Consider the following 21840-nt stretch of genomic DNA (forward strand, 5'->3'; position numbering starts at 1 on the left):
CGCTCGACGGAGAGGGAGACCACGCGATGGCAGTTTCCGCGACACCCGAGCCTTCGGAGATCCCGGAGGAGACAGGCACCGTCACGACGGCCGTTCCGGCGAGACTGGACCGGCTGCCGTGGTCCCGCTGGCACTGGATGATCGTCATCGGTCTCGGCACGGTGTGGATCCTGGACGGCCTCGAGGTCACCACGGTGGGCAACATCGCCGGCCGGCTGGCCGAGGAGGGCAGTGGACTGCCCATCAGTTCGGCCCAGGTCACCGGCATGGCGGCGGCGCTGTACGTCGCCGGCGCGTGCAGCGGTGCGCTGTTCTTCGGCTGGCTGACCGACCGGTTCGGCCGCAAGAAGCTGTTCATCACGACGCTCGCGGTGTATCTGGCGGCGACCGCCCTGACGGCTGTCTCGTTCGACGTGTGGTGGTTCTTCCTCTTCCGCTTCCTGACCGGTTTCGGCATCGGCGGCGAGTACGCGGCGATCAACTCGGCCATCGACGAGCTGATCCCGTCGGAGTACCGGGGCCGGGTCGACCTGATCATCAACGGCAGCTACTGGCTCGGCGCCATCGGCGGCGCGCTGCTGTCCATCGTGATGCTGGACACCGACATCTTCGCGGCCAACATCGGATGGCGTCTCACCTTCGCGCTCGGTGTGGTCCTGGGCCTGGTGATCCTGCTGGTGCGGCGGAACGTCCCGGAGAGTCCACGGTGGCAGTTCATCCACGGCCGCGGTGAGGAGGCGGAGAAACTCGTCTCCGACGTCGAGCGGCAGGTGGAGGAGGAGAAGGGCCGCAAGCTCCCGCCGCCGGCCGGTGAGATCACCATCCACCAGCGCAAGTCCATCGGCTTCGGTCTGATCGCGAAGACGGTGTTCACCAAGTACCCGCGGCGCACGGTGCTGGGCCTGGCCCTGTTCATCGGGCAGGCGTTCCTCTACAACGCGATCACCTTCGGCTTCGGCGCGATCCTCACCAAGTTCTTCGACGTGCAGGTCGGCCACACCGGTTACTACTTCGCGGTCATCGCGGCCGGCAACTTCCTCGGCCCGCTGCTGCTCGGCAAGCTGTTCGACACGGTCGGCCGCCGGATCATGATCTCGTCGACGTACATCCTGTCGGGCCTGCTGCTGTTCGTCACGGCGTGGCTGTTCAGCCAGGAGGTGCTGACGGCGACGACGCTGACGGCGTGCTGGTGCGTGGTGCTGTTCTTCGCCTCGGCGGGTGCGAGCAGCGCCTACCTGACGGTGTCGGAGATCTTCCCGATGGAGACGCGGGCGATGGCGATCGCCTTCTTCTACGCGGTGGGTACGGCGGCGGGCGGCATCGCCGGTCCGCTGATCTTCGCGGACCTCACGGAGTCCGGGGTGATCGGGGAGACGGTGCTGGCGTTCCAGATCGGTGCGGCGCTAATGTGCGCGGCGGGCCTCGTCGCGGTGTTCCTCGCGGTCAAGGCGGAGCGGCGGAGTCTGGAGGACATCGCCACGCCGCTCTCCTCCGTCAAGACGCCCACCCCCGCTCCCTGATCCCGCCTTCCTCCCGCTCCTCTCCCCCTCCCTCCCCGCAGCCGTGCCGCTGATCTCCTCGCGGCACGGCTGCGTCGTGTCGTGGGCGCCGGGACGCAGCGGATCGCCCCGCGGTACGGCTGCCGCAGGGGGGCGGGGGCGTGCGGGTTCAGGACGGGGGGAGCTGCCGCTTCCTGGCGCCCTTGGGCCGCTTGGTGCGGACGCCCACGCCGCCCCAGAAGGCGAAGCCGGTGACGACGACGCGGGGCGCGTCGGGGGAGTAGGAGCCGTCGTCGCCCCGGGCGTCGTGGTCGAAGCCGCCCATGAACCCGGTGCCGCGCATCACGACCTCGACCCCGGGCGGGACGATGATCTCCACCCCGCCCATCAGGGCGACGCAGTTGATGACGATCTCGTGGCCCGCGAAGTACGCCTCGCGGAGGTCGATGACGCCGCCGCCCATCACGGCCACCGCGTCGAACCGCCGTGGCGCGACCCAGTGACCCACCCGCTGGAAGCCGGCCATGACGGCGATCCCCCGGTCGGAGGAACCCCGTCCGCCGGTGATCCGCGACGACCAGTCCGGCTCCGCCCCGGCGGCCCGCGCGGGCGGCTTCGTCACGGGGACGGCCGGTCCGCCCGGTGCGGGCAGGTCCCGGGTGACCGGCTCCAGCTCGCCGTAGGTCTTCGCCGCGTACACGACGTCCAGCCGCTCCTGGAACTCGTCCATGTCCAGCCGCCCCTCGGCGAGGGCGTCCCGGAGCCGTTCCGCGACCCTCTCGCGGTCGGCGTCCCCCGCCCGGAGTTCGGGCAGCGGCACCTCCCGGCGCCCGCCCCGCCCTGCCTCGTCCCGCTCCACCCGCTCGTCCCGCTCGTTCGACGCGTCGGCCATGCCGCGCAGCATACGAGTTCGGGACGTCCCCGGTAACGCCGTCCCGGCAGGAGGTGCCGGGACCGGGTGGCTCAGCCGCACCGACACAGCCCAGTCCTGCGGGCGCACATCGGTCATACCGGTACATAGTGAGCACATGGGGTATCGGCTGAACGCGGAGGAACGGAGCCGGAGCACGCGATGAAGAACGACCGCAGGAAAAAGCCGGTGCAGGGCTGGCGGCATCCGGCAGCGCCCGCCGCACCATCGGGAGGCGCCGGGGGCGAGCCGGGTGCGGAGGGCGGCAGCGGTGACGCCCCGGGCCCCGCCGCCCCGGGACCCGCCGCTCCCGGCCGCGCCGCCCCCGGCCGCGCCGCCCCCGGGCGCAAGGGCTGGCGCCGTGCCCTCCCCACCTGGCGCTTCACCCTCCTCGGCATGGTCGCCGTCATCCTGCTCTGCGCGGGCGCCCTGACCGTCGGTTATTACCTGGTCAAGATCCCCCGCGCCAACGCCCTGGCCACCATGCAGAGCAACGTCTTCCTCTACGCGGACGGCTCACGGCTGGCCCGCGACGGCGACGTCAACCGGGAGAGCGTCCGGCTCTCGCAGGTGTCCTCGGCCGCGCGGCACGCCGTGCTCGCCGCCGAGGACCGCGACTTCTACGACGGCTCCGGGGTGGACCCGCAGGCGATGGTCCGCGGGGCCTGGAACACCGTCACCGGCAAGGGCCGGCAGTCCGGTTCCACCATCACCCAGCAGTACGTCAAGAACTACTACCTGGGCCAGGAGCAGACGCTCACCCGCAAGGCCAAGGAGTTCTTCATCGCGATCAAGCTGGACCGGGAGAAGGCGAAGGACGACATCCTCGAGGGCTACCTGAACACCAGCTACTTCGGCCGCAACACCTACGGCATCCAGGCCGCCGCCCAGGCCTACTACGGCATCGACGCCTCGGAGCTGAACGCCGCGCAGGGCGCCTACCTGGCCGCGCTGCTCAACTCCCCGAACGCCTACGACGTCGACGCCTACCCGGAGAACCGGAAGAAGGCCCTGGTGCGCTGGCGGTACGTGCTGGACGGCATGGTCAAGGAGGGCTGGCTGACCCCGAAGCAGCGCGCCTCCCTGGAGTTCCCCGCCCCCCGGCCCAACCGGATCAACACCGCCCTGTCGGGTCAGCGCGGCTACGTCGTCAACGCGGTGAAGGCGTACCTGGCGGAGCACGACATCCTCGACGAGGCCGCGCTCGACGGCGGCGGCTACCGGATCTGGACCACGCTGCGCAAGCCGGCCCAGGACGCCCTGGTGGAGGCGGTCGAGGAGGAGGTCCTGGAGAACCTGGAGCCGAAGGCCCGGGAAGCCGACCGGAACGTGCGGGCCGGGGCCGCGGCGATCGACCCGCGCACCGGGAAGGTCGTCGCCATGTACGGGGGCACCGACTACCTGAAGCAGTACACCAACAACGCCACCCGCCGGGACTTCCAGGTGGGTTCGACGTTCAAGCCGTTCGTGCTGGCCGCCGCCCTCGAACAGGGGGCGCGCACCCAGGACGGGCGGCCGATCACCCCGCAGACGATGTACGACGGCACCAGCAAGCGGGTGGTCGAGGGCTGGCCGGGGGCGCGGTACACCCCGGAGAACGAGGACGGGCAGGACTACGGGGAGATCACCGTCAGCGAGGCCACCGACAAGTCGGTGAACGCGGTGTACGCCCAGATGGCGGTGGACGTGGGCCCCGACCGCGTGCACCGCACGGCGGTGCGGCTGGGGCTCCCGGAGCGCACCCCGGACCTGATCGCCTCCCCGTCGATGGCGCTGGGCACGGCCACGGCGAGCGTGCTGGACATGACGCAGGCCTACGCGACCCTCGCGGACCACGGGCGGTACCGGCCGTACACGCTGATCGAGAAGATCACCCGCAACGGTTCGCAGACGCTCTCGCTGCCGGAGCGCGAGTCCTCGCAGGCGGTCAGCCGGGTCGCGGCGGACACGACGACGTCGGTGCTGCGGGGCGTGGTGTCCGGCGGCACCGCCACGGCCGCGCTGGCGGCGGGGCGGCCGGCGGCCGGCAAGACCGGCACGGCCGAGGAGGACACGGCGGCCTGGTTCGCCGGGTTCACGCCCGAACTGGCCGCGGTGGTCGCGGTGATGGGGCAGGACCCGGACACGGCGGCGCACAAGCCGCTGTACGGGGCGATGGGGCTCGGGCGGATCAACGGCGGCGGCGCGCCGGCGGAGGTGTGGGCGGCGTTCGTCAAGGACGCGCTGAAGGGGCGGAAGGCGACCGCCTTCGACCTGCAGGTGCGCACCGGCAGCGGCAACCTCAAGCTGCCCTACGCGGTGCCGAGCGACGGCGCGTCGGCCTCGCCGTCGGGAGAGCCTTCGGAGGAGGGGGCGTTCGAGTCCGAGGGCGACTTCGAGCAGGACGGTTCCTCCGAGGGCGGTGCGGAGGGCGCGGAGGGCGCGGAGCACGGCCCGCAGCAGGGCGTCGAGGGGGCGGGCGGCCCCGACGCGGAGCCAGGAGCCGACGGGGCGGGCGGCGGGGCGGTGCTGCCGTCGCCCGGGCGCGAGCCGCAGCCGGGGGAGTCAGCCTCCGCCGAGGACGCCCCCGTCGACGGCCGGCCGCCGGGCAGGCCCGCGCCGTGGCCGGGCGAAGGGCCGATCCCCCCGCCGCACGGTCAGTTCCCCTGGCCGCCGCGGTTCATGTCCTGAGCGGCCGCCCGCCGGCCGAACGGACCGGAGGGGCCGGACCGCGGTCACGGTCCGGCCCCTCCGGGTGGTGCGAGGCGACGCGCCTAGAGATACAGGCCCGTGGTGTCCTCCGTGCCCTCGAAGCGGTCCGCGGCGACCGCGTGCAGGTCGCGTTCCCGCATGAGCACGTAGGTCATGCCCCGGACCTCGACCTCGGCCCGGTCCTCCGGGTCGTACAGGACGCGGTCCCCCGGCTCGACGGTGCGGACGTTCTGCCCCACCGCGACGACCTCCGCCCACGCGAGGCGCCGGCCGACCGCCGCCGTCGCGGGGATCAGGATGCCGCCGCCCGAGCGGCGCTCACCCTCCGAGTTGTCCTGACGCACCAGCACGCGGTCGTGCAGCATCCGGATCGGAAGCTTGTCGTGCTCGGTGTCGCTCACAGTTCTGTTGACGCTCACGGTCCGAACCTACCTGGCCGGGGCCCCTCGCCTCTCGCGCGGGTGGCGCTCTCAGCGGCGGCGCCGGCCGCGCCTGCCGCGCGAGCCGCCGGAGCTCCGGGTGCCGCTGAGCACCAGCAGGCCGACCACGCCGACCGCGACGAGCGCCACCGGCACGATCCGGTCCATCCGCGGCGAGCCGTCCTCGTCGACGAAACGTCCCCGCACCTCGGTCATCGTCCGGTTGACGCTGACGTAGGCCCGTCCGAGGGTCTGGTCGACCTGGCTGCGCGCCTTGGCCTTGGCGTCGTCCACCATCGTCCTGGGGTGCATCCGCACCCCGATCTCCTCGAGCGTCTCCGCCAGCTGAGCGCGGCGGCGCTCGATGTCCGCCTTGATCTGCGCCGGTGTCCTGGTGTCCGGGCTGTCCGCCACCGTGCCGCCTCCGTGATCGTTTCGCCGTCGGATGTCCGTCGGGCGTACCGTACGTCGTCCTGCGTTCCGTGGTGCTGTGCACCAGTCTGTCAGCTCGGGGGCCGGCCGCACGGGCACGCCCCCCGGTTACGCTCGTACGCGCCCACCCGGTGACGAGTGACCAAGGAGCCCCACCCGATGTCCGAGCGACTTCAGCCCGGCGACACCGCCCCCGCCTTCACCCTTCCCGACGCCGACGGGAACGAGGTCTCGCTGGCCGACTACGCGGGCCGCAAGGTCATCGTGTACTTCTACCCCGCCGCGCTTACCCCCGGCTGTACCAAGCAGGCGTGCGACTTCACCGACAACCTCGAGCTGCTCGCCGGCGCGGGCTACGACGTCGTCGGCGTCTCGCCGGACAAGCCGGAGAAGCTGGCGAAGTTCCGCGACAAGGAGTCGCTGAAGGTCACCCTGCTGGCCGACCCGGACAAGAAGGTCCTGGAGGCGTACGGGGCGTTCGGCGAGAAGAAGCTGTACGGCAAGACGGTCGTCGGGGTCATCCGGTCCACGGTCGTGGTGGACGCCGACGGGACCGTCGAGCGGGCGCTGTACAACGTGAAGGCCACCGGGCACGTGGCCAAGATCATCCGCGACCTCGGCGTCTGAGGCGCCGGCAGCCGGGCAGCCCCGGGCGGCCGGGGGCGGTGATCCGCCCCCGGCCCCTCGGTGGACCCGGGCCGGTGGGGGTCCCGGCCCCGCGGAAGGGCGCCGACCGCCGCGGCGGGCTCAGGCCCCGCGCCGACCGCCGCGCCGGGCTCAGGCCCCGCGCCGGTCGGCGAGCGCGGGCTCAGGCCCCCCGCCGGTCGGCGAGCGCCCAGGAGGCCGCCGCGACGCCCGCCGACACCGTCAGCACGGACGGCCACGCGCCCAGTCGCCCGGCCAGGGGGTGCGAGCCCGCGAAGGCGGCCAGGTACGCCGTCGTCAGCCCCGCGGCCACCGGGCCGCCCGCCTGGCGCTTCCACCGGGCCGCCGCCGCGGCGCCGGCCGCGGCCAGCACCACCCCGCCCAGCTCGCGCCGCTTCGTGCCGCGGGCCACGCCGAACCCGCCGACCAGCCCGGCCGCCGCCACCAGTCCCGTGGGCACCTTCGCCGCCATCACGTCCTCCTCGCCTCGCCTTGCCGCGCCTTGTCGTGCCGCGCCGCGCCTCGCACGGACGGATCTCTCCCGCCCATCCTGTCACCGGCGGCCCAGGACCTCGCAGGACACCCGAAGTTGAGTCCAGGCTTGTCAATTTTCCGGACCGGAGCTATATAAGAAGACATCAGGGCATCGCACCCAGGAACCGCACGAAGGGAGTGACCGTGATGCTCATGCGCACCGATCCGTTCCGCGAGTTCGACCGCCTCACCCAGCAGGTCCTCGGGAACACGGGAGTGCTGAACCGGCCGGTCGCCATGCAGATGGACGCCTACCGCGTGGGCGACGACCTGGTCGTCCAGGTGGACCTCCCCGGGGTGGACCCGGAGACCGTCGACCTCGACGTCGAGCGCAACGTCCTCTCCATCCGCGCCGAGCGGCGCAGCCCCGCCCCGGAGGACGCCGAAGTGATCGTCGCCGAGCGCCAGTCCGGCACGTTCAGCAGGCAGCTCTTCCTCGGCGACACGCTGGACACCGAGCGGATCGACGCCTCCTACGACGCGGGCGTCCTCACGCTGCGCATCCCGGTGGCCGACCACGCCAAGCCGCGGAAGATCCGCATCAGCGGAGGCGACGGCGGCGGCCGCAAGGCCATCAGCCGCTGACCGCCCGCGGTGCCGCCGCCGTCACGCCATGCACACGGTGTGAACGGAGGTGTACGTGCCGCGAAGGCGGGCATACGAGCCGCAGCACCGGGCCGGGACAGGCCGCCCCGGCCCGGCAGTCATCTGACGGGAGCTGAAGAGGAGCAGTCCCCTTGACCATTCCCATGATCTCGAGCGACGCCACCACCGACGCCGCCACCGCACCCGCCGCCGTCAGCACCGCTCCCGTTCCCGAGCCCCGCCAGGAGCCGGCGACCGGAACGTCCTGGGACGACCTGGTCGCCAAGGTCCGCGAGGCCGGGCTCTACCCGACCGTGGAGCAGGCCGAGCGGGTCACCCGCGCCGTGCTCGCGGCGCTGGGAGAGCACGTCGTCGGTGACGAGCGGGTCGACCTGGCGCGGGCGCTGCCCGAGGAGGCGGCGCGCATCGTCGCCGCCCAGGTTCCCGCCCACCACGTCCCGGCCGCCGCGGAGTTCGTCAACGAGCTGTCCCGCCGGCTGCCGAACGCCACGCACGCCACGGCGCGTTGGGACACCACGTCGGTCCTCGGGGTGCTCCCCGAGCTGATCGGCGACGACCTGACGCACCGGCTCCTCGCCCAGCTCCCGTCCGGCTACGCCCTGCTGTTCGGCCAGGCGGAGCTCGTCCGCGCCGCCTGACGGTCCTCGCCGTGCCCGGGAGCCGCGTGGACGGCCAGGCTCCCGGCTCCTAGGCGAACCGGTAGTCCCGGGCCAGCACCCGCCGGTACGAGGTGCGCCACCTGGCCCGGTACCACCGGACCTCCCGTCGCAGTTCCGGCCCGCCCGGGCCGGGGACCAGCAGCGCCACCGCGCAGGCCCCGGCGGGGGCGGGCGCGCAGTCGAGCGGGACGCGCCAGGTGCGGTCCGGGCCCGCGGTGAAGACCGCCTCGGCGCCGGGTCCGCGGAAGTCGGCTGCGCCCTGGGCGACGTCGGCGTAGAAGAGCAGCCGCTCGAAGCGGTCCGCCCGGCCGAGTGCGACGTCGACGGCGGTGCCGTCGTCGGTGAGGGCGACGAACGGCCAGGCGTCGAGGGACCCCGAGGCCCCCGCCGCGCCCGCGACGCGGTCCCCGCCTGCCCGGGACGGCGGACGCACCACGCCGGTGCGGCCGTCGCGGGTGCGCACCAGGCAGCCGGGGGCCACTCCGGCGCCCGCCAGCCGGTCGGCGGGGCGCAAGGTCATGCGCAGCACGCCCCGGGCCCCGGTGCGGGCGGTCGGGGCCGTCCCGGTGAGCGTCACGGGTCCGCTGCCGGCGGCCTTGAACAGGGCCGGAGTCAGCCGGATGGCCTTGCGCGGCGCGCGCCTGTCTGCTCCGTCCATGCCTCCCCCGGACAACCCTGGCCGGTCCCCCGGGGACCGGCCTGCCTCACCTGTGGTGTCCATCATGCCTTCCGGCTCCCGCCGCGCGTACGCGGGTGCCGCGGCGGGAGCGCGGGGTGCGGGGGGCGTGCGCGCCGGACGGGCCGGGTCGGACGGTCGGGCCGGGACGGTCGGCGGTCGGCGGGCGGTCAGGCGGGCGGTCAGCAGGGCGTTCGGGCCGGCCGGGCGGTGCGGGACGTGCGGTCGGCCGGCCGGAGCGTCCGGCCGGGTCAGCCGAGGAGCCGGTCCATCTGTTCGGCGGCCTCCCGCATGCCCTCGGCCATGCCCATGTCGGACATCTGGTGCATCTCCTGCTCGTTGCGGAACGTCGAGGAGAGCTCCATGCGGGTGCCGGAACCGGCCGTTCCGCGCCGGGTGAGGCTGACCCGCATGCCGATCCGCGGCGAGTCGGGGAGCGGCTCGCCGTGGTCGTCGGCGAACCCGTCGGTGAACTCCAGGCGGGTCGGCGGCGCCACCGAGTCGACCTTCCACCAGCCGTGCGGCTGGTCCCCCTCGGGGCCGGTCATGTGGTAGCCGACCGTCCCGCCGGGGTTGAGGTCGAACTCGTCCACGGTGGCCGGGTAGGACGGCGGGCCCCACCACCGCTCCAGCTTCCGCGGGTCGGCCCACAGCTGCCACACCCGCTCCACGGGGGCGTCGAAATCGGCGGCCAGGGTCAGCTCGAGCTGGTCGAAGTCCTCGTTGACGCTGGTGACGGTCATGATTCCCAGTCCTTCGGCGCGGGACGCGGACAGAGGTGCTCCTCCCAGCAAAACCCCGTGCCCACGCCCCCGCCACTCGATCACCGGCCCGGCGTCAGCCCCGTCCGGCGGCCCGCCCGTGCCGCTCCGGCGGGCCGTCGATCTCGTCGCGCACGAAGTCGCGGAGCCAGGCCCGGAACTCCGGCCCCAGGTCCTCGCGCTCGCTGGCGAGCCGCACGATGGCGCGCAGGTAGTCGCCCCGGTCGCCGGTGTCGTAGCGGCGGCCGGAGAAGACGACGCCGTGCACGGGACCGCACGCCTTCTCGTCCGCGGCCTGCATCTGCAGGGCGTCGGTCAGCTGGATCTCGCCGCCGCGGCCGGGCTCGGTGCGGCGCAGCACGCCGAAGATGCCCGGGTGCAGGACGTAGCGGCCGATGACCGCGTAGTTCGACGGGGCGTCACCCGGCGCCGGCTTCTCGACCAGGCCGGTCACCCGGACGACGTCGCCGTCCTCGGTGGCCTGCACGGCGGCGCACCCGTAGAGGTGGCTCTGCGAGGGGTCCACCTCCATCAGCGCGACCACGCTGCCGCCGTGGCGGGCCTGCACGTCGATCATGCGGGAGAGCAGCGGGTCGCGCGGGTCGATCAGGTCGTCACCGAGGAGGACCGCGAACGGCTCGTCGCCGACGTGCGGGGCGGCGCAGAGCACCGCGTGGCCGAGGCCCCGGGGGTCGCCCTGACGGACGTAGTGGATGGCCGCCAGGTCGGTGGACTCCCGCACCCGGGCGAGCCGGCCGGCGTCGCCCTTGCGTTCCAGGGCCGACTCCAGTTCGTAGTTGCGGTCGAAGTGGTCCTCCAGCGGGCGCTTGTTGCGGCCCGTGATCATGAGGACGTCGTCGAGCCCGGCGGAGACGGCCTCCTCGACCACGTACTGGATGGCCGGCTTGTCGACGACCGGGAGCATCTCCTTGGGCGTCGCCTTGGTGGCCGGCAGGAACCGCGTGCCGAGCCCGGCCGCGGGAATGACCGCCTTGGTGATGGCGGACCTCATGGATGTCATGGGTGCGGTGGGTCCTCGGTGAGTGGGGAGCCGCCCCCCGTTGCGGGTGCCCGCGGTGGACGGGGGAGCGGACGGACGGCGGGACGGACGACGGGCCGGCCCTCAGGCGGTGGCGCTCCGGTCGGCGGGGACCAGGTCCTCGCCGCCGGTGGACTGACGCGGGATGACGGGGAGGGCGGCGGCGTCCGGGGCCGGTGCCGGGGTGCGCTCGGCGAGGGGAAGGACCGCCGGGGCCGCCTCCTGGCCGAGGAACACCTTCCGCACCACCCGCTCGGCGGCGTTGCCGTCGTCGAACTGGACGAACCGCTCCCGGAAGGCGGCCCGCAGCGCCGCGGCCCGCTCGCCCTTCCAGGCGCCGGAACGCAGCACCTCGATCAGTTCGTCCTCACTGGTCGCCGTGGCGCCCGGCGTCTCGCCCGGCCGCTGCGACAGCAGGTCGAAGTACACGCCGCGCGCCTTCGCGTAGACCTCCCAGTCGTCGACGTAGGAGATGATCGGCCGGTCCAGGCAGGCGTAGTCGAACATGATCGACGAGTAGTCGGTGATCAGGGCGTCGGCCGCCAGGCAGAGGTCCTCCACCACCGGGTACGCCGAGACGTCCTTGATCAGCCCGCGGTCCTGGAGCTGCTGCAGCCGCGGGTCCCGGCCGTAGAAGTAGTGGGTGCGCACCAGGACGACGTGGTCCTCGCCGAGCTCGCGGGTGAGGCGTTCGAGGTCCAGCCGGGGCACGAAGCCCTTCTGGTAGTCGCGGACCGTCGGGCAGTACAGGATCGCCGTGCGGCCCTCCTCGATGCCCAGTTCGGCGCGGATCCGGGCGACGTCGGCGGCCGTGGAGCGGAAGTAGACGTCGTTGCGCGGGTAGCCGCTGTCCACGTTCTCGAAGGAGCAGGGGTAGACCCGCTCCCAGATCTCCGTGGAGTGCCGGTTGGAGCTCAGGCTCCAGTCCCAGCGGTCGCAGCGCTCCAGCATCTTGCCGAAGCTCATGTTCTTCGCGGCGGCCGGGAAGCGCTGCTGGTCGATGCCCATCTGCTTCAGCGGGGTGCCGTGGTGGGTCTGCAGGTGCACCTGACCGGGCCGCTTGACGATCTCGTCGGGGAAGTTGACGTTGTTGACGAGGTACTTGGCCCGGGCCATGACCTCCCAGTAGCGCGGCGAGCGGGCCACCACGAAGTCCACCCCCTCCGGCACGGTGTGCTCGGCGCCGGCGCGTATCACCCACACGCCGCGCAGGTGGGGCGCGAGCTCCCGCGCCTTCTCGTGAATCGCCTTGGGGTTGCAGCTGACGCCGCGGTTCCAGTAGGCGCTGTAGACCACGAGGTTCTCGTCGATCGGCCGGCGCAGGTGCATCCGGTACAGCTGGTCGTACGCCTTGCGGCCCAGGCCGACGCGGGCCTTGGCGGCCCGCTTGCGCAGGTGGTTGCGGGCGTCGGCGACGGTCCGGGCGGCCACCAGCGCCGGGTAGGAACCGCGTGCCAGCAGGTCGAAGCGCACGCCGAGGGACCCCTGCGGCCTGACGTAGCCGGCCGGCTTGAAGCGGTGGAAGTGCGCGGAGGCCCGCCGGAAGAACTCGGCCCGGTCCCGCGGGTGGATGCGCTCCTCGCGGAAGAGGAGGAACAGGTAGTGGTCGATCACCCGCTCGAAGATCAGCGGGCGCACCGGGTCCAGGTGCGGGCGCTCGTCGAGGAAGGCGAACAGCCGCTCGTACTGCTCGAAGACGGCGAAGTGCTGACGGCCCGGCGTGCGCAGCGAGTTGCCCTTGCGGCGCTGCCGGTACTCCACGCACACCTGCGGCAGGCAGGCGATCCGCTCGGCGCTCAGCATGGTCCGGTAGACCATGAGGGCGTCCTCGTAGATGCCGTCGGTGAAGGAGAACCCGCCCTCGAGGTAGAACTCCCGGCGGTAGAGCCGGTTCCACACCACGGTGAACATGGTGAGGAACTGGGGCCGTTCCAGGGCGGTGAAGACGTCGGGCCCGGCCTCGGCGAGCATCTCGCGGGCGGCGCTGCCCTGCACCCGGTTCCACCAGTAGGTGCGGACGTGGTCGACCAGCAGGATGTCCGGGTCGGCGGTCTGCTCCAGCCGCTCGGCGACCGCCGCGAGGGCGCCGTCGGCCAGGGTGTCGTCGCTGTCCAGGAAGAAGATGTAGTCGCCCCGGGCCTGACGGACGCCCAGGTCACGGGCCTTGCCGATGCCCTGGTTCTCCTCCAGGTGCAGGGGCCGCACCCGGCTGTCGCGGGCCGCGTACTCGTCCAGGATCAGGCCGCAGGAGTCCGGTGAACGGTCGTCGACGGCGATGATCTCGAAGTCGGTGAACGACTGCCCGAGTACCGAGTCCAGGCAGGCGCGGAGATACCCCTGCACCCGGTACACGGGTATGACGAGGCTGATGCGCGGGCTGTTCGGGGTCGTGCCTGTCTGGCCGAGGCTCATGCGGGTCTTCCTGGGGTCGAAGTGCTGGTGGTCCCTGCCCCGGGCGCCCGGCGGGGCAAGGAGGGTCCGAGGCACACGACGTCCCCCGGACAGGCGCATTTCCGGTCCTACGTGAACAGATCGCTGACCCTGGGTGAACGTTGTACGCACTTCGCGGATGTGACGCAGGCCACCACGGCGGCCGGCGGCGGGGCCGTGACGGACCCGCTTCCGGCCCTACGCCCTGTCGCGGGGCGCCCCGGGCACGGCCTGCTGGAGCGTCCTGGTCATGAAGACGCTGAGGGGGTCCTCGGTGTAGCCGGCGAACGGCCCGCACGGGGTGAACCCGTGCCGGGCGTACAGCCGCCGGGCCGCGGCGAAGTAGTCCTCGACGCCGGTCTCCAGGCTCAGCCGCGTCCAGCCCCGCCGCACGGCCAGGCCGGTCAGGTGCTCCAGGACGGCCGAGGCGACGCCGCGGCCGCGGGCCGCCGCCGTGGTGCGCATCGACTTCAGCTCCCCGTGGCCGGCTTCGACCTCCTTCAGCGCCCCGCAGCCGAGCAGGACGCCCTCCGCGGTGCGCGCGGTCACGAAGACGATGCCGTCGCCGGCGAGCGTCCGGTGGTCCAGGGCGTGCACCGACTCCGGCGGGCTGGTCGCGTACATGTCCTGCAGGTGCTCGTCGAGCAGCGCGGCGACGTCCTCCCGCAGGGGCGAGTCGGCGGCGATCACGAGGGTGGAGGCGGTTGTCATCCGGCCATGTTCGCAGGTCCATGAGGTGCGGGGCCGGGGCCGTTCACCAGGACCGGCCCGGCGGCTCCTCGAACCGCGTGCCGGGCGCGCCGTGTCCACGGGTGCTCGGGTGGAGGCGGGCGGCCTCCAGCAGACGCGCCGCCCCGCGCACGGCGGCCGTGTGCGGGGCGGGGACGACGTCCAGCAGGGCGTGCAGCCGGGCGGCGAGACGGTACGTGAGCTCCGGCCGCAGCGCGCCGCCGCCGGCCAGCAGCACGCCGCGGGCCAGCGCCCCGGGTACCAGCGAGGCGGCGTCCTGCCGGATCGTGGCGGTCACCATCCTGGTCACCGCGTTCACGATGTCCTCCGGCGCGGCGGCGCCGAGGTCACCGGTGCCCAGGCCGACGCGGCGGGCGTCGGCCACCGCGCCGTCGTCCAGCAGCACCACCTCGGTGAGGTGTGCGCCGATGTCCACCACCAGCAACGGCCGGGACAGGTCGGCCCCGGCCGCCACCGCGACCGCACGGGCGGCCGGTACGGTCAGCACGCTCCGCGGCCGCAGCACCGCCACGGCGGAACGGGCGGCCGCCCGGTGGGAGGGCGAGGCCAGGGCCGGCGTGGTGAGCACCACCACCGGGCGGGCCGTGCGGGGCAGCCGGTGCTCGAGCAGCCCGCGCAGGATGCGCGCGCAGCCGGCTTCGTCGACGACCGCGCCGCGGTGCACCGGGCGGCCGCCGGCGGCGGGGCCCGCACCGGGGGTGTCGCCCGGGCCGGCGGCGACGCCGGGCCCGGGGCCCCGGTCGGGGCGGGCGACGGTGGGCACGTCGAGGACGGTGCCCTGTCCGGCCGTCCAGGCCCGGGTCCGCGCGCTGCCCAGGTCCAGCGCGACGCCGCACAGGTCCGTACGCGGCGCCCCGAACCGGCCGCGGACCGGGCCGAGGCCCGCGCCGTCGAGCCGCTCCACGGTCACCGGCCCCCGGCGCGGGCGGGACCCGTGAGGTCCGCCGGACCCGCCGGACCCGCCGGTCGCGCCTGGTCCGCCGGGTGCGCGGGGTGTGCCAGGTGCGCGGCGTGCGCGGGGTGAGCCGGGGGTATCGGACTCCCCGGGCCGGCTGGGCGCGTCGGATCCCCCGGACGCACCGGACCTGCCGTGTCCGCCGTGGGGCCCGTGGCGGTGGCCGTGGCCGTGGCCGGGCGGCGGTCGGTGGCGCGCAGGCGCTGGCAGGGGGCGCAGTAGCGGGCCTGCGGCACGACCCGCAGCCGCTTCCGGTCGACGGGGAGCCAGCACCGGTGGCAGATGCCGTAGCGGCCCTCGTCCATGCGCCGCAGCGCCGCCTCGACGTCCGCGAGGACCATGCGCGCCGGGGCCACGGCGCCGGGGCCCTCACCCGCCGGGCGCCTGCGGTGGAACCGGAGCTGCTCGTCGAGGGCGGCCCGCAGGCCGGCCAGGTCCTGCGGGGTCAGGTGCTGCGGGGTCAGGTGCCGCGCGGTACGGTCACCGGCGTCGGCGGTCGGGGAGTTCACCACTTCACCTCTGATGGCACGGGCCCGCACCCGGCCGCGCTGACTGCGCGCGGCCGGCGACGGGCCGAGGAGAGAGACGGGCGCGGGCGTCGGTCAGGCGCTGCGGCGGCAGCCGACGCAGTGGTGGGTGTACGGGAGGATCTCCAGCCGTTCCTCGGGGATGGCCTCGCCGCAGCGCAGGCACGTTCCGTAGGTGCCGTCGTCGAGGCGGGCGAAGGCGTCCTCGATCTCCCGCAGCACCTTGGTGACCGCTTCCTTCTGGGTGGACATCAGGTGGTCGTCCACGGTCTGGCCGCTGCCGGTGAGGGACCGCAGCTGGGCCAGCCGGCTGCCGCGCTCGTGCTCGAGGCGCTGCCGGATCTCGTGCGAGCCGGGGCGCTGCGGGCGGAGTTCGGGAGGGGCGGCGTCGAAGGCCATGGGGTGTCCTTTCCAGCGGGTCCGGCGGACCGGACGGTTGCGGCGGGAAGCCGTGGATCTGCCCTGCGCGAAGGCCGAGCAACGGCGCTCGGCCCGCGCCGGGGAGGGCCCGACGGCAGGGGACGTCGGGCCCTCGACGACGGGGCCGAGTGCCTGGGTCCGGCGGCCGTGGGGGCCGGGGACGCTCTCCACCCTGGCCGCTCGCGCGCCTGGCGGACATCGGCCGCACGCCCCATTTCCGCCTGTCGCGCCCCACCCCGCCATGGGGTCCGCGACCCCCGCCGAATGGGTTCCGTGACCCATCGACGCCGGCCGCGCGGACCGGCAGGCTGGAGGACGGCCCCGGTCGGCCCGTCCCGGAGTGGGCCGACCGGAGAGCCGCTGCGCGTCCGGGGACCGCGATGCCCGAGAGTGGTGCGCGACGCATCGCTGAAGGAGGCGTGACCCGGTGTCCCTGTTCTGGCGGATCTTCCTGCTGAACGCCGTCGTGCTCGGCGCGGCGACGTCGCTGCTGCTGTGGGCCCCGGTGACCGTGTCCGTGCCGGTGCTGCTGACCGAGGCGGTGATCCTGGTCGTCGGCCTGGCGGTCATGCTGGTCGCCAACGCCGCGCTGATCCGCTGGGGGCTGGCCCCGCTGGCCCGGCTCACCCGCCGGATGACCACCGTCGACCTGCTGCGCCCCGGGCAGCGGCTGCCCGAGTACGGCACCGGCGAGGTCGCCGACGTCATCCGCACCTTCAACGCCATGCTGGACCGCTTGGAGCACGAGCGGGTGGCCAGCAGCGCCCGCGTGCTGAACGCCCAGGAGTCCGAGCGCCGCCGCATCGCCCAGGAACTGCACGACGAGGTGGGGCAGAGCATGACGGCGATCCTGCTCGCCCTCAAACGGGTCGCCGACAGGGCCGACCCGCCGCTGCGGGAGGAACTGGCGCTGATCCAGGAGGCCACCCGCGCCGGCCTCGACGAGATCCGGCGGCTGCTGCGGCGGCTGCGGCCCGGCGTCCTGGAGGACCTCGGCCTGGTCAGCGCCCTCACCTCGCTGGCGGGGGACTTCGCCACCCACACCGGCCTGGTGGTGCGCCGCGAGTTCGACGCCGACCTGCCGCCGCTGGACCCCGGGACCGAACTGGTCGTCTACCGCGTCGCCCAGGAGAGCCTGACCAACGCGGCCCGCCACGCCGACGCCGAGACCGTCGTGGTGCGGCTGCGGAGGGTCGCGGACGCCGTCGAACTGTCGGTCACCGACGACGGCCGCGGCATCCGGCGGCTGGCCGAGGGCGCCGGCATCCGGGGCATGCGCGAGCGGGCCCTGCTGGTCGGCGGCTCGCTGGAGGTCGCCGCCGGGCCCTCGGGCGAGGGGACGACGGTGCGGCTGACCGTGCCCGTCCCGGTCCCGTCCCCGTCGCCCGGCTCGCCCGCCGGGGGGCCGTTCCCGCTCCCCGCGCCGGGCGGGCTGCCCGGGATACTCCGGCCGCCGCCGGGCGGCACGGATCCGGCGCCCGCCGCGCCGGCGCCCTCGCGGCGAGCATCGTCCACGGACACGGACACGGCCCGCACCGCCCGGGCGTCCAGCGGCGGGGTGCGCACCGCCCCGGGGCCCGCGGACCCGGCGTCCACCGACGCGGCGTCCGCGGACCCGGCGTCCACCGGCGCGGCGTCCGCGGACCCGGCGACCACCGGTGCGGCGTCCAGTGACTCCGCGTTCGGTGACGCTCCGTTCGCCGAGGGGCCGTTCGCCGACGTGCCGTTCGCGGACGGGCCGTTCGCCGACGATCCGTTCCTTGACGGCGTGTTCGCCGACGAGCCCTCCAAGGACGACCCGACGGCCGACACCCCGGTGGCCTGGCCCCCCGCGCCGGAGCCGTCCGCCGCCGCACGACCCGCGGCAGCCGAAGCGGAGGCCGCCTCCGGTGAGGCGGCCGGACCCGACACCACCCGGCCGGACGCCGCCGGACCCGATCCCACCCGGCCGGACGCCGCCCGACCCGACGCCCAGGACACCTGAGATGCACGACGACCACGCCACCCCGGCCCCCACCGGCCCCGCCGAGACCCCCGGCACGCCCCGAACGCGGCCCACCCGGATCCTCCTCGCCGACGACCACGCCCTGGTGCGGCGCGGCGTGCGGCTGATCCTCGACCAGGAACCCGACCTGGAGGTGGTCGCCGAGGCGGGCGACGGTGCCGAAGCGGTGGAGCAGGCCCGTGCCCACGAGGTGGACCTGGCCGTGCTGGACATCGCGATGCCCCGGATGACCGGGCTGCAGGCCGCCCGCGAACTGGCCGCCCTCAAGCCGGACCTGCGGATCCTCATGCTCACCATGCACGACAACGAGCAGTACTTCTTCCAGGCCCTCAAGGCCGGGGCTTCGGGCTACGTGCTGAAGTCCGTCGCCGACCGGGACCTGGTCGCCGCCTGCCGCGCCGCGGTCCGTGACGAGCCCTTCCTCTACCCCGGCGCGGTGACCGCCCTCATCCGCCACTACCTCGACCGCGTCCGGCAGGGCGAGGAGGCCCCGGCCCAGATCCTCACCCCGCGGGAGGAGGAGGTCCTGAAGCTGGTCGCGGAGGGCCACTCCTCCAAGGAGATCGCCGAGCTGCTGTTCATCAGCGTCAAGACGGTGCAGCGTCACCGGGCCAACCTGCTGAGCAAGCTCGGGCTGCGCGACCGGCTCGAACTCACCCGCTACGCCATCCGCGCCGGACTCGTCGAGCCCTGACCCCCGGGGCTCCGGAACAACTCCCGGGCCGGAGCCCCGGGTCCGCCCCGTCGCCACCGGCGACCGCCCGCCGACAACCCGCCGACCGCCCGCCGTTCCGATACCGGCGGACGCCTGCTCACCGGAACGACCGGAACGCCCGGAAAGGGGGAACGGCACCATGCACCAGCCCGCACGGCCCGAGCCCTCACGACACCGGCCCGCACCGCACCGCGGTCGCCGCGCCCCGGCGTTCCCCCTGCTCACCGCCCTGCTGCTCGCGCTCCTCGCCGTGCTGGCCCCCGGCGACCCGCGGGCGCTCCCGTTCCCGCACCCGCACGCGTTCCCGCAGTCCGCCCCCGCCGGTGTCGCGGCGGCCGGACCGGTGGCCGCCCACGGCACCGTCCCGCACGCCGGGGACCCGTGTGCCGCCGGGTGCCTCACCCCCACGGCGGTCCGGCCGCAGCTTCCCGTCGACCATCCGCCACACCCGGGCCAGCCGGCCGTCCCGCCCACCGGGACCGCGCCCGCTCCGCCCGCCCTCGCGCGGGCCGGCGTCCGGCCGGCCGACCGGCTCCCCGCCCCCGCCGAAGCCCTCCCGCACCGCGGACGGTCGCCCCCCTCCGGCGTCTGACCGTCCCAGCCCACCCTCGTTTCCTCACGTGCCGCGGCCGCGCCGGCCGTCGCCGCGGCATGCCCTGCCGGAGGCCCCGTTGTCCAGAACGTCACGAACGTCCAAGACCCCCAGAACGTCGAGAACGTCGCGCGCCACCCGTGTGAGGGCGTTGATCGCCCTCGTCGTGGTGGCCCTGTCCGTCCTCGTCACCCTCACCGTGCCGGTCCGTCTCGGACTCGACCTGCGCGGTGGCACCCAGATCGTGCTGGAGACCCGTTCCACCTCCGCCGTCGAGGCGGACCGCGAGACCACCGACCGCACCCTCGAGGTGCTGCGCGGGCGCGTCGACGCGCTCGGCGTGGCCGAACCGACCCTGCAGCGTTCGGGGGACCGGCGGATCGTCGTCGAACTGCCCGGCGTGCAGGACCCCGAGGAGGCCGCCGAGGTCCTGGGCCGCACCGCCCAGCTCACCTTCCACCCGGTGCGCGCCGTCGAGGAGTCCGCCGCCGCGAAGGCCTCCGCGAAGGACCTGGCCGAGGGGGAGCGCGTGCTGCCCGGGGAGTCCGGCGAGCACCTGCGTGTCGGACCCGCCGCCCTCACGGGTGGCGACGTGGACACCGCCGACGCCCGTCACGACGCGCAGACCGGCGCCGGCTGGCACGTCACGCTCGACTTCGACCGTGCCGGAAGCGACCGCTGGGCCAGGCTCACCGGGGAGGCGGCCTGCGCCGCGCCCGGCGATCCCGCCCGCCGCGTGGCCATCGTCCTGGACGACCGGGTCGTCTCCTCCCCGCAGGTCGACCCCTCCGTCGGCTGCGGCGACGGCATCACCGGCGGCAACACCCAGATCACCGGATCCTTCACCGGCGAGGAGGCCGGCCAACTGGCGATGCTGATCAACGGCGGCGCGCTCCCCGTGCCGCTGGAGACCGTCGAGCAGCACACCGTCGGCCCCACCCTGGGCGCCCGCGCCATCGAGGCCAGTGCCTGGGCGGCGGCCATCGGCACCGCGCTGACCGCCCTGTTCATCATCCGGGCCTACCGCCTGCTGGGCGTCCTGGCCGTCGTCGCGCTGCTCTGCTACGGCCTGATCTCGTACGCCGCCCTGGCCGCGCTCGGCGCCACCCTCACCCTGCCGGGACTGGCCGGTTTCGTGCTCGCCATCGGCATGGCGGTGGACGCCAACGTCCTCGTCTTCGAGCGTGCCCGCGAGGAACACGCCGTCCGCGCCAGGCCCGGACTGCGCTCCGCCCTGGCCGCCGGCTTCCGCAACGCCTTCAGCGCGATCGCCGACTCCAACGTGACGACGCTGATTGCCGCCGGGCTGCTCTTCCTGCTGGCGTCCGGCCCGGTCCGCGGATTCGGCGTCACCCTGGGCATCGGTGTGCTCGCCTCCATGGTCAGCGCCCTGGTGGTCACCCGGGTGCTCGCCGACTTCGCCGTCTCCCGGCGGTGGGTGCGCCGCCGCCCGGGAGTCACCGGCATCGCCACCGCCGGGCGGGTCCGCACCGCCCTCGCCCGCCGCAACATCCACCTGATGCGCCGCCCGCGCCGCTGGCTCGCCGCCTCCGCCGCCGTGCTGGTGCTGGCCGGGTCGGGCATCGCGGTGCGCGGCGTCGACCTCGGCATCGACTTCACCGGAGGCCGGCTCCTGCAGTACGCCACGACGCACCCCGTCGACCCGGAGCGGGCCCGGGCCGCCCTCGCCGACGCCGGGTTCCCGCAGGCCGTCGTCCAGTCGACGGGCGACGACGGCCTGACGGTGCGCACCGAGCGGCTGACCGACGACGAGACCGACACCGTCACCCGCACCATCGCCGACGAGGCGGGCGAGGGCGGCGGCGCCGAGAAGGTGCGCGACGAGTTGATCGGCCCGAGCCTGGGGGAGGAGCTGCGCCGCAACGCCCTGATCGCGCTCGGCGTCGCCCTGGGCGCGCAGCTCCTCTACCTCGCCGCCCGGTTCCGCGGCCGGTTCGGCGCGGCGGCGGTCGGCGCCCTGGCACACGACGTGGTCGTGCTGGTCGGCGTCTTCGCCTGGCTCGGCAAGCCGGTCGACGGCGTCTTCCTGGCCGCGCTGCTCACCGTCATCGGCTACTCGGTCAACGACTCCGTCGTCGTCTTCGACCGGGTCCGCGAACTGCTGCGCGGCGGTGGCGGGAAGGAGGGGCGGGCGATCCGGCAGCTGCCGGACCTGGTGAACACGGCCGTCCTGCAGACGCTGCCCCGGACCGTCAACACGGGCATGGGCGCCGTCCTCATCCTCGCCGCCCTCGCGGTGCTCGGCGGCGACACGCTCACCGACTTCGCCCTCGCCACCCTGATCGGCGTCGTGGTCGGCACGTACTCCTCCGTCTTCGTGGCCTCACCGCTGGCGCTGGAGGTGAACCCCCGGACCGCCACCGGCCACCCGGGACGCCGCCCGGCACGTCGTCCGGCGCGGCGCGGGACGGCGCAGCCCGCACGGCGGTGACCCGCAGCGGCCCGGCCGGGGCCCCCACCCCGACCGGGCCGCCCGCACCCGCACCCGTGCCGACGGGGCCGCACCCGCACCTGTGCCGGCGGGGGCTGCCCGCACCCGCACCTGTCCCGACGG

20 protein-coding genes and 1 pseudogene are annotated in these 21840 nt (G+C 74.5%); 9 read left to right on the forward strand and 12 right to left on the reverse strand.

Going from position 1 to position 21840, the window contains the following annotated elements; all coding sequences use genetic code 11:
- Nucleotides 1-26 precede the first annotated feature (26 nt).
- On the forward strand, nucleotides 27-1520 hold the full coding sequence (locus tag Sfr03f_RS18925) for an MFS transporter (RefSeq protein WP_108955155.1): 1494 nt from the start codon (nucleotides 27-29) through the stop codon (nucleotides 1518-1520).
- A gap of 148 nt (nucleotides 1521-1668) precedes the next feature.
- Here Sfr03f_RS18925 and Sfr03f_RS18930 read toward each other — a convergent pair whose 3' ends face one another.
- On the reverse strand, nucleotides 1669-2319 hold the full coding sequence (locus Sfr03f_RS18930; RefSeq protein ID WP_245967666.1) for a DUF1707 SHOCT-like domain-containing protein: 651 nt from the start codon (nucleotides 2317-2319) through the stop codon (nucleotides 1669-1671).
- Between the two features lie 252 nt (nucleotides 2320-2571).
- On the opposite strand from Sfr03f_RS18930, the gene Sfr03f_RS18935 reads away from it, so the two are divergent.
- Complete coding sequence (locus Sfr03f_RS18935; protein WP_108955156.1) at nucleotides 2572-5079, forward strand: transglycosylase domain-containing protein; 2508 nt, start codon at nucleotides 2572-2574, stop codon at nucleotides 5077-5079.
- A gap of 83 nt (nucleotides 5080-5162) precedes the next feature.
- Here the strand turns inward: Sfr03f_RS18935 and Sfr03f_RS18940 are convergent, their stop codons facing one another.
- On the reverse strand, nucleotides 5163-5465 hold the full coding sequence (locus Sfr03f_RS18940; RefSeq protein WP_108955471.1) for a GroES family chaperonin: 303 nt from the start codon (nucleotides 5463-5465) through the stop codon (nucleotides 5163-5165).
- Between the two features lie 105 nt (nucleotides 5466-5570).
- The gene (locus tag Sfr03f_RS18945) at nucleotides 5571-5933 is read right to left on the reverse strand and encodes a DUF3618 domain-containing protein (RefSeq protein ID WP_108955157.1); all 363 of its coding nucleotides are present in this window, start codon (nucleotides 5931-5933) and stop codon (nucleotides 5571-5573) included.
- Nucleotides 5934-6110: 177 nt separating this feature from the next.
- On the opposite strand from Sfr03f_RS18945, the gene bcp reads away from it, so the two are divergent.
- Nucleotides 6111-6578, forward strand: coding sequence for a thioredoxin-dependent thiol peroxidase (gene bcp, locus Sfr03f_RS18950; RefSeq protein ID WP_108955158.1), 468 nt, complete (start codon nucleotides 6111-6113; stop codon nucleotides 6576-6578).
- Nucleotides 6579-6759: 181 nt separating this feature from the next.
- Here bcp and Sfr03f_RS18955 read toward each other — a convergent pair whose 3' ends face one another.
- Complete coding sequence (locus Sfr03f_RS18955; RefSeq protein WP_108955159.1) at nucleotides 6760-7068, reverse strand: hypothetical protein; 309 nt, start codon at nucleotides 7066-7068, stop codon at nucleotides 6760-6762.
- A gap of 209 nt (nucleotides 7069-7277) precedes the next feature.
- Here Sfr03f_RS18955 and Sfr03f_RS18960 point away from each other — a divergent pair, with 209 nt between their 5' ends.
- Together Sfr03f_RS18960 and Sfr03f_RS18965 are read left to right on the forward strand one after the other, a co-directional pair.
- Complete coding sequence (locus Sfr03f_RS18960) at nucleotides 7278-7715, forward strand: Hsp20/alpha crystallin family protein (RefSeq protein ID WP_108955472.1); 438 nt, start codon at nucleotides 7278-7280, stop codon at nucleotides 7713-7715.
- A gap of 158 nt (nucleotides 7716-7873) precedes the next feature.
- Nucleotides 7874-8374, forward strand: coding sequence for a DUF2267 domain-containing protein (locus Sfr03f_RS18965; RefSeq protein WP_372514255.1), 501 nt, complete (start codon nucleotides 7874-7876; stop codon nucleotides 8372-8374).
- Nucleotides 8375-8423: 49 nt separating this feature from the next.
- Here the strand turns inward: Sfr03f_RS18965 and Sfr03f_RS18970 are convergent, their stop codons facing one another.
- From Sfr03f_RS18970 to Sfr03f_RS19005, 8 genes are all read right to left on the reverse strand, one after another.
- Entirely contained in the window at nucleotides 8424-9053 is a 630-nt protein-coding gene (locus Sfr03f_RS18970) for a hypothetical protein (RefSeq protein ID WP_108955161.1), read from the reverse strand.
- A gap of 269 nt (nucleotides 9054-9322) precedes the next feature.
- Nucleotides 9323-9814 (reverse strand): SRPBCC family protein, encoded by a 492-nt coding sequence (locus tag Sfr03f_RS18975; RefSeq protein ID WP_108955162.1) that lies wholly within the window; start codon nucleotides 9812-9814, stop codon nucleotides 9323-9325.
- Nucleotides 9815-9908: 94 nt separating this feature from the next.
- Nucleotides 9909-10844 (reverse strand): UTP--glucose-1-phosphate uridylyltransferase GalU, encoded by a 936-nt coding sequence (gene galU, locus Sfr03f_RS18980; RefSeq protein WP_174721620.1) that lies wholly within the window; start codon nucleotides 10842-10844, stop codon nucleotides 9909-9911.
- A gap of 111 nt (nucleotides 10845-10955) precedes the next feature.
- Nucleotides 10956-13283 carry a bifunctional glycosyltransferase/CDP-glycerol:glycerophosphate glycerophosphotransferase gene (locus Sfr03f_RS18985; RefSeq protein ID WP_108955164.1) on the reverse strand — a complete coding sequence of 776 codons (2328 nt, stop codon included), beginning with the start codon at nucleotides 13281-13283 and terminating at the stop codon, nucleotides 10956-10958.
- 216 nt (nucleotides 13284-13499) lie between these two features.
- Nucleotides 13500-14012, reverse strand: coding sequence for a GNAT family N-acetyltransferase (locus Sfr03f_RS18990; RefSeq protein ID WP_108955165.1), 513 nt, complete (start codon nucleotides 14010-14012; stop codon nucleotides 13500-13502).
- A gap of 43 nt (nucleotides 14013-14055) precedes the next feature.
- Nucleotides 14056-14889, reverse strand: coding sequence for a rod shape-determining protein (locus tag Sfr03f_RS18995; RefSeq protein WP_245967667.1), 834 nt, complete (start codon nucleotides 14887-14889; stop codon nucleotides 14056-14058).
- A gap of 68 nt (nucleotides 14890-14957) precedes the next feature.
- Entirely contained in the window at nucleotides 14958-15515 is a 558-nt protein-coding gene (locus Sfr03f_RS31710) for a TraR/DksA family transcriptional regulator (protein ID WP_308216736.1), read from the reverse strand.
- 93 nt (nucleotides 15516-15608) lie between these two features.
- Nucleotides 15609-15932 carry a TraR/DksA family transcriptional regulator gene (locus tag Sfr03f_RS19005; protein ID WP_108955166.1) on the reverse strand — a complete coding sequence of 108 codons (324 nt, stop codon included), beginning with the start codon at nucleotides 15930-15932 and terminating at the stop codon, nucleotides 15609-15611.
- A gap of 448 nt (nucleotides 15933-16380) precedes the next feature.
- On the opposite strand from Sfr03f_RS19005, the pseudogene Sfr03f_RS19010 reads away from it, so the two are divergent.
- The 4 genes and pseudogenes from Sfr03f_RS19010 to secD form a co-directional block, all read left to right on the forward strand.
- Nucleotides 16381-17334: pseudogene (locus tag Sfr03f_RS19010) on the forward strand (HAMP domain-containing sensor histidine kinase); the annotation flags it as partial.
- 604 nt (nucleotides 17335-17938) lie between these two features.
- Nucleotides 17939-18652: a response regulator gene (locus tag Sfr03f_RS19015; RefSeq protein ID WP_108955168.1), complete on the forward strand. Its 714-nt coding sequence runs from the start codon at nucleotides 17939-17941 to the stop codon at nucleotides 18650-18652.
- Nucleotides 18653-18812: 160 nt separating this feature from the next.
- Nucleotides 18813-19265 (forward strand): hypothetical protein, encoded by a 453-nt coding sequence (locus Sfr03f_RS30315; protein WP_159105677.1) that lies wholly within the window; start codon nucleotides 18813-18815, stop codon nucleotides 19263-19265.
- 142 nt (nucleotides 19266-19407) lie between these two features.
- A complete protein-coding gene (gene secD, locus Sfr03f_RS19025; protein WP_372514230.1) occupies nucleotides 19408-21717 on the forward strand; it encodes a protein translocase subunit SecD in 2310 nt (769 codons plus the stop codon).
- Nucleotides 21718-21840: the final 123 nt, after the last annotated feature.

This window comes from Streptomyces fragilis, assembly GCF_003112515.1.
Classification (GTDB): domain Bacteria; phylum Actinomycetota; class Actinomycetes; order Streptomycetales; family Streptomycetaceae; genus Streptomyces; species Streptomyces fragilis.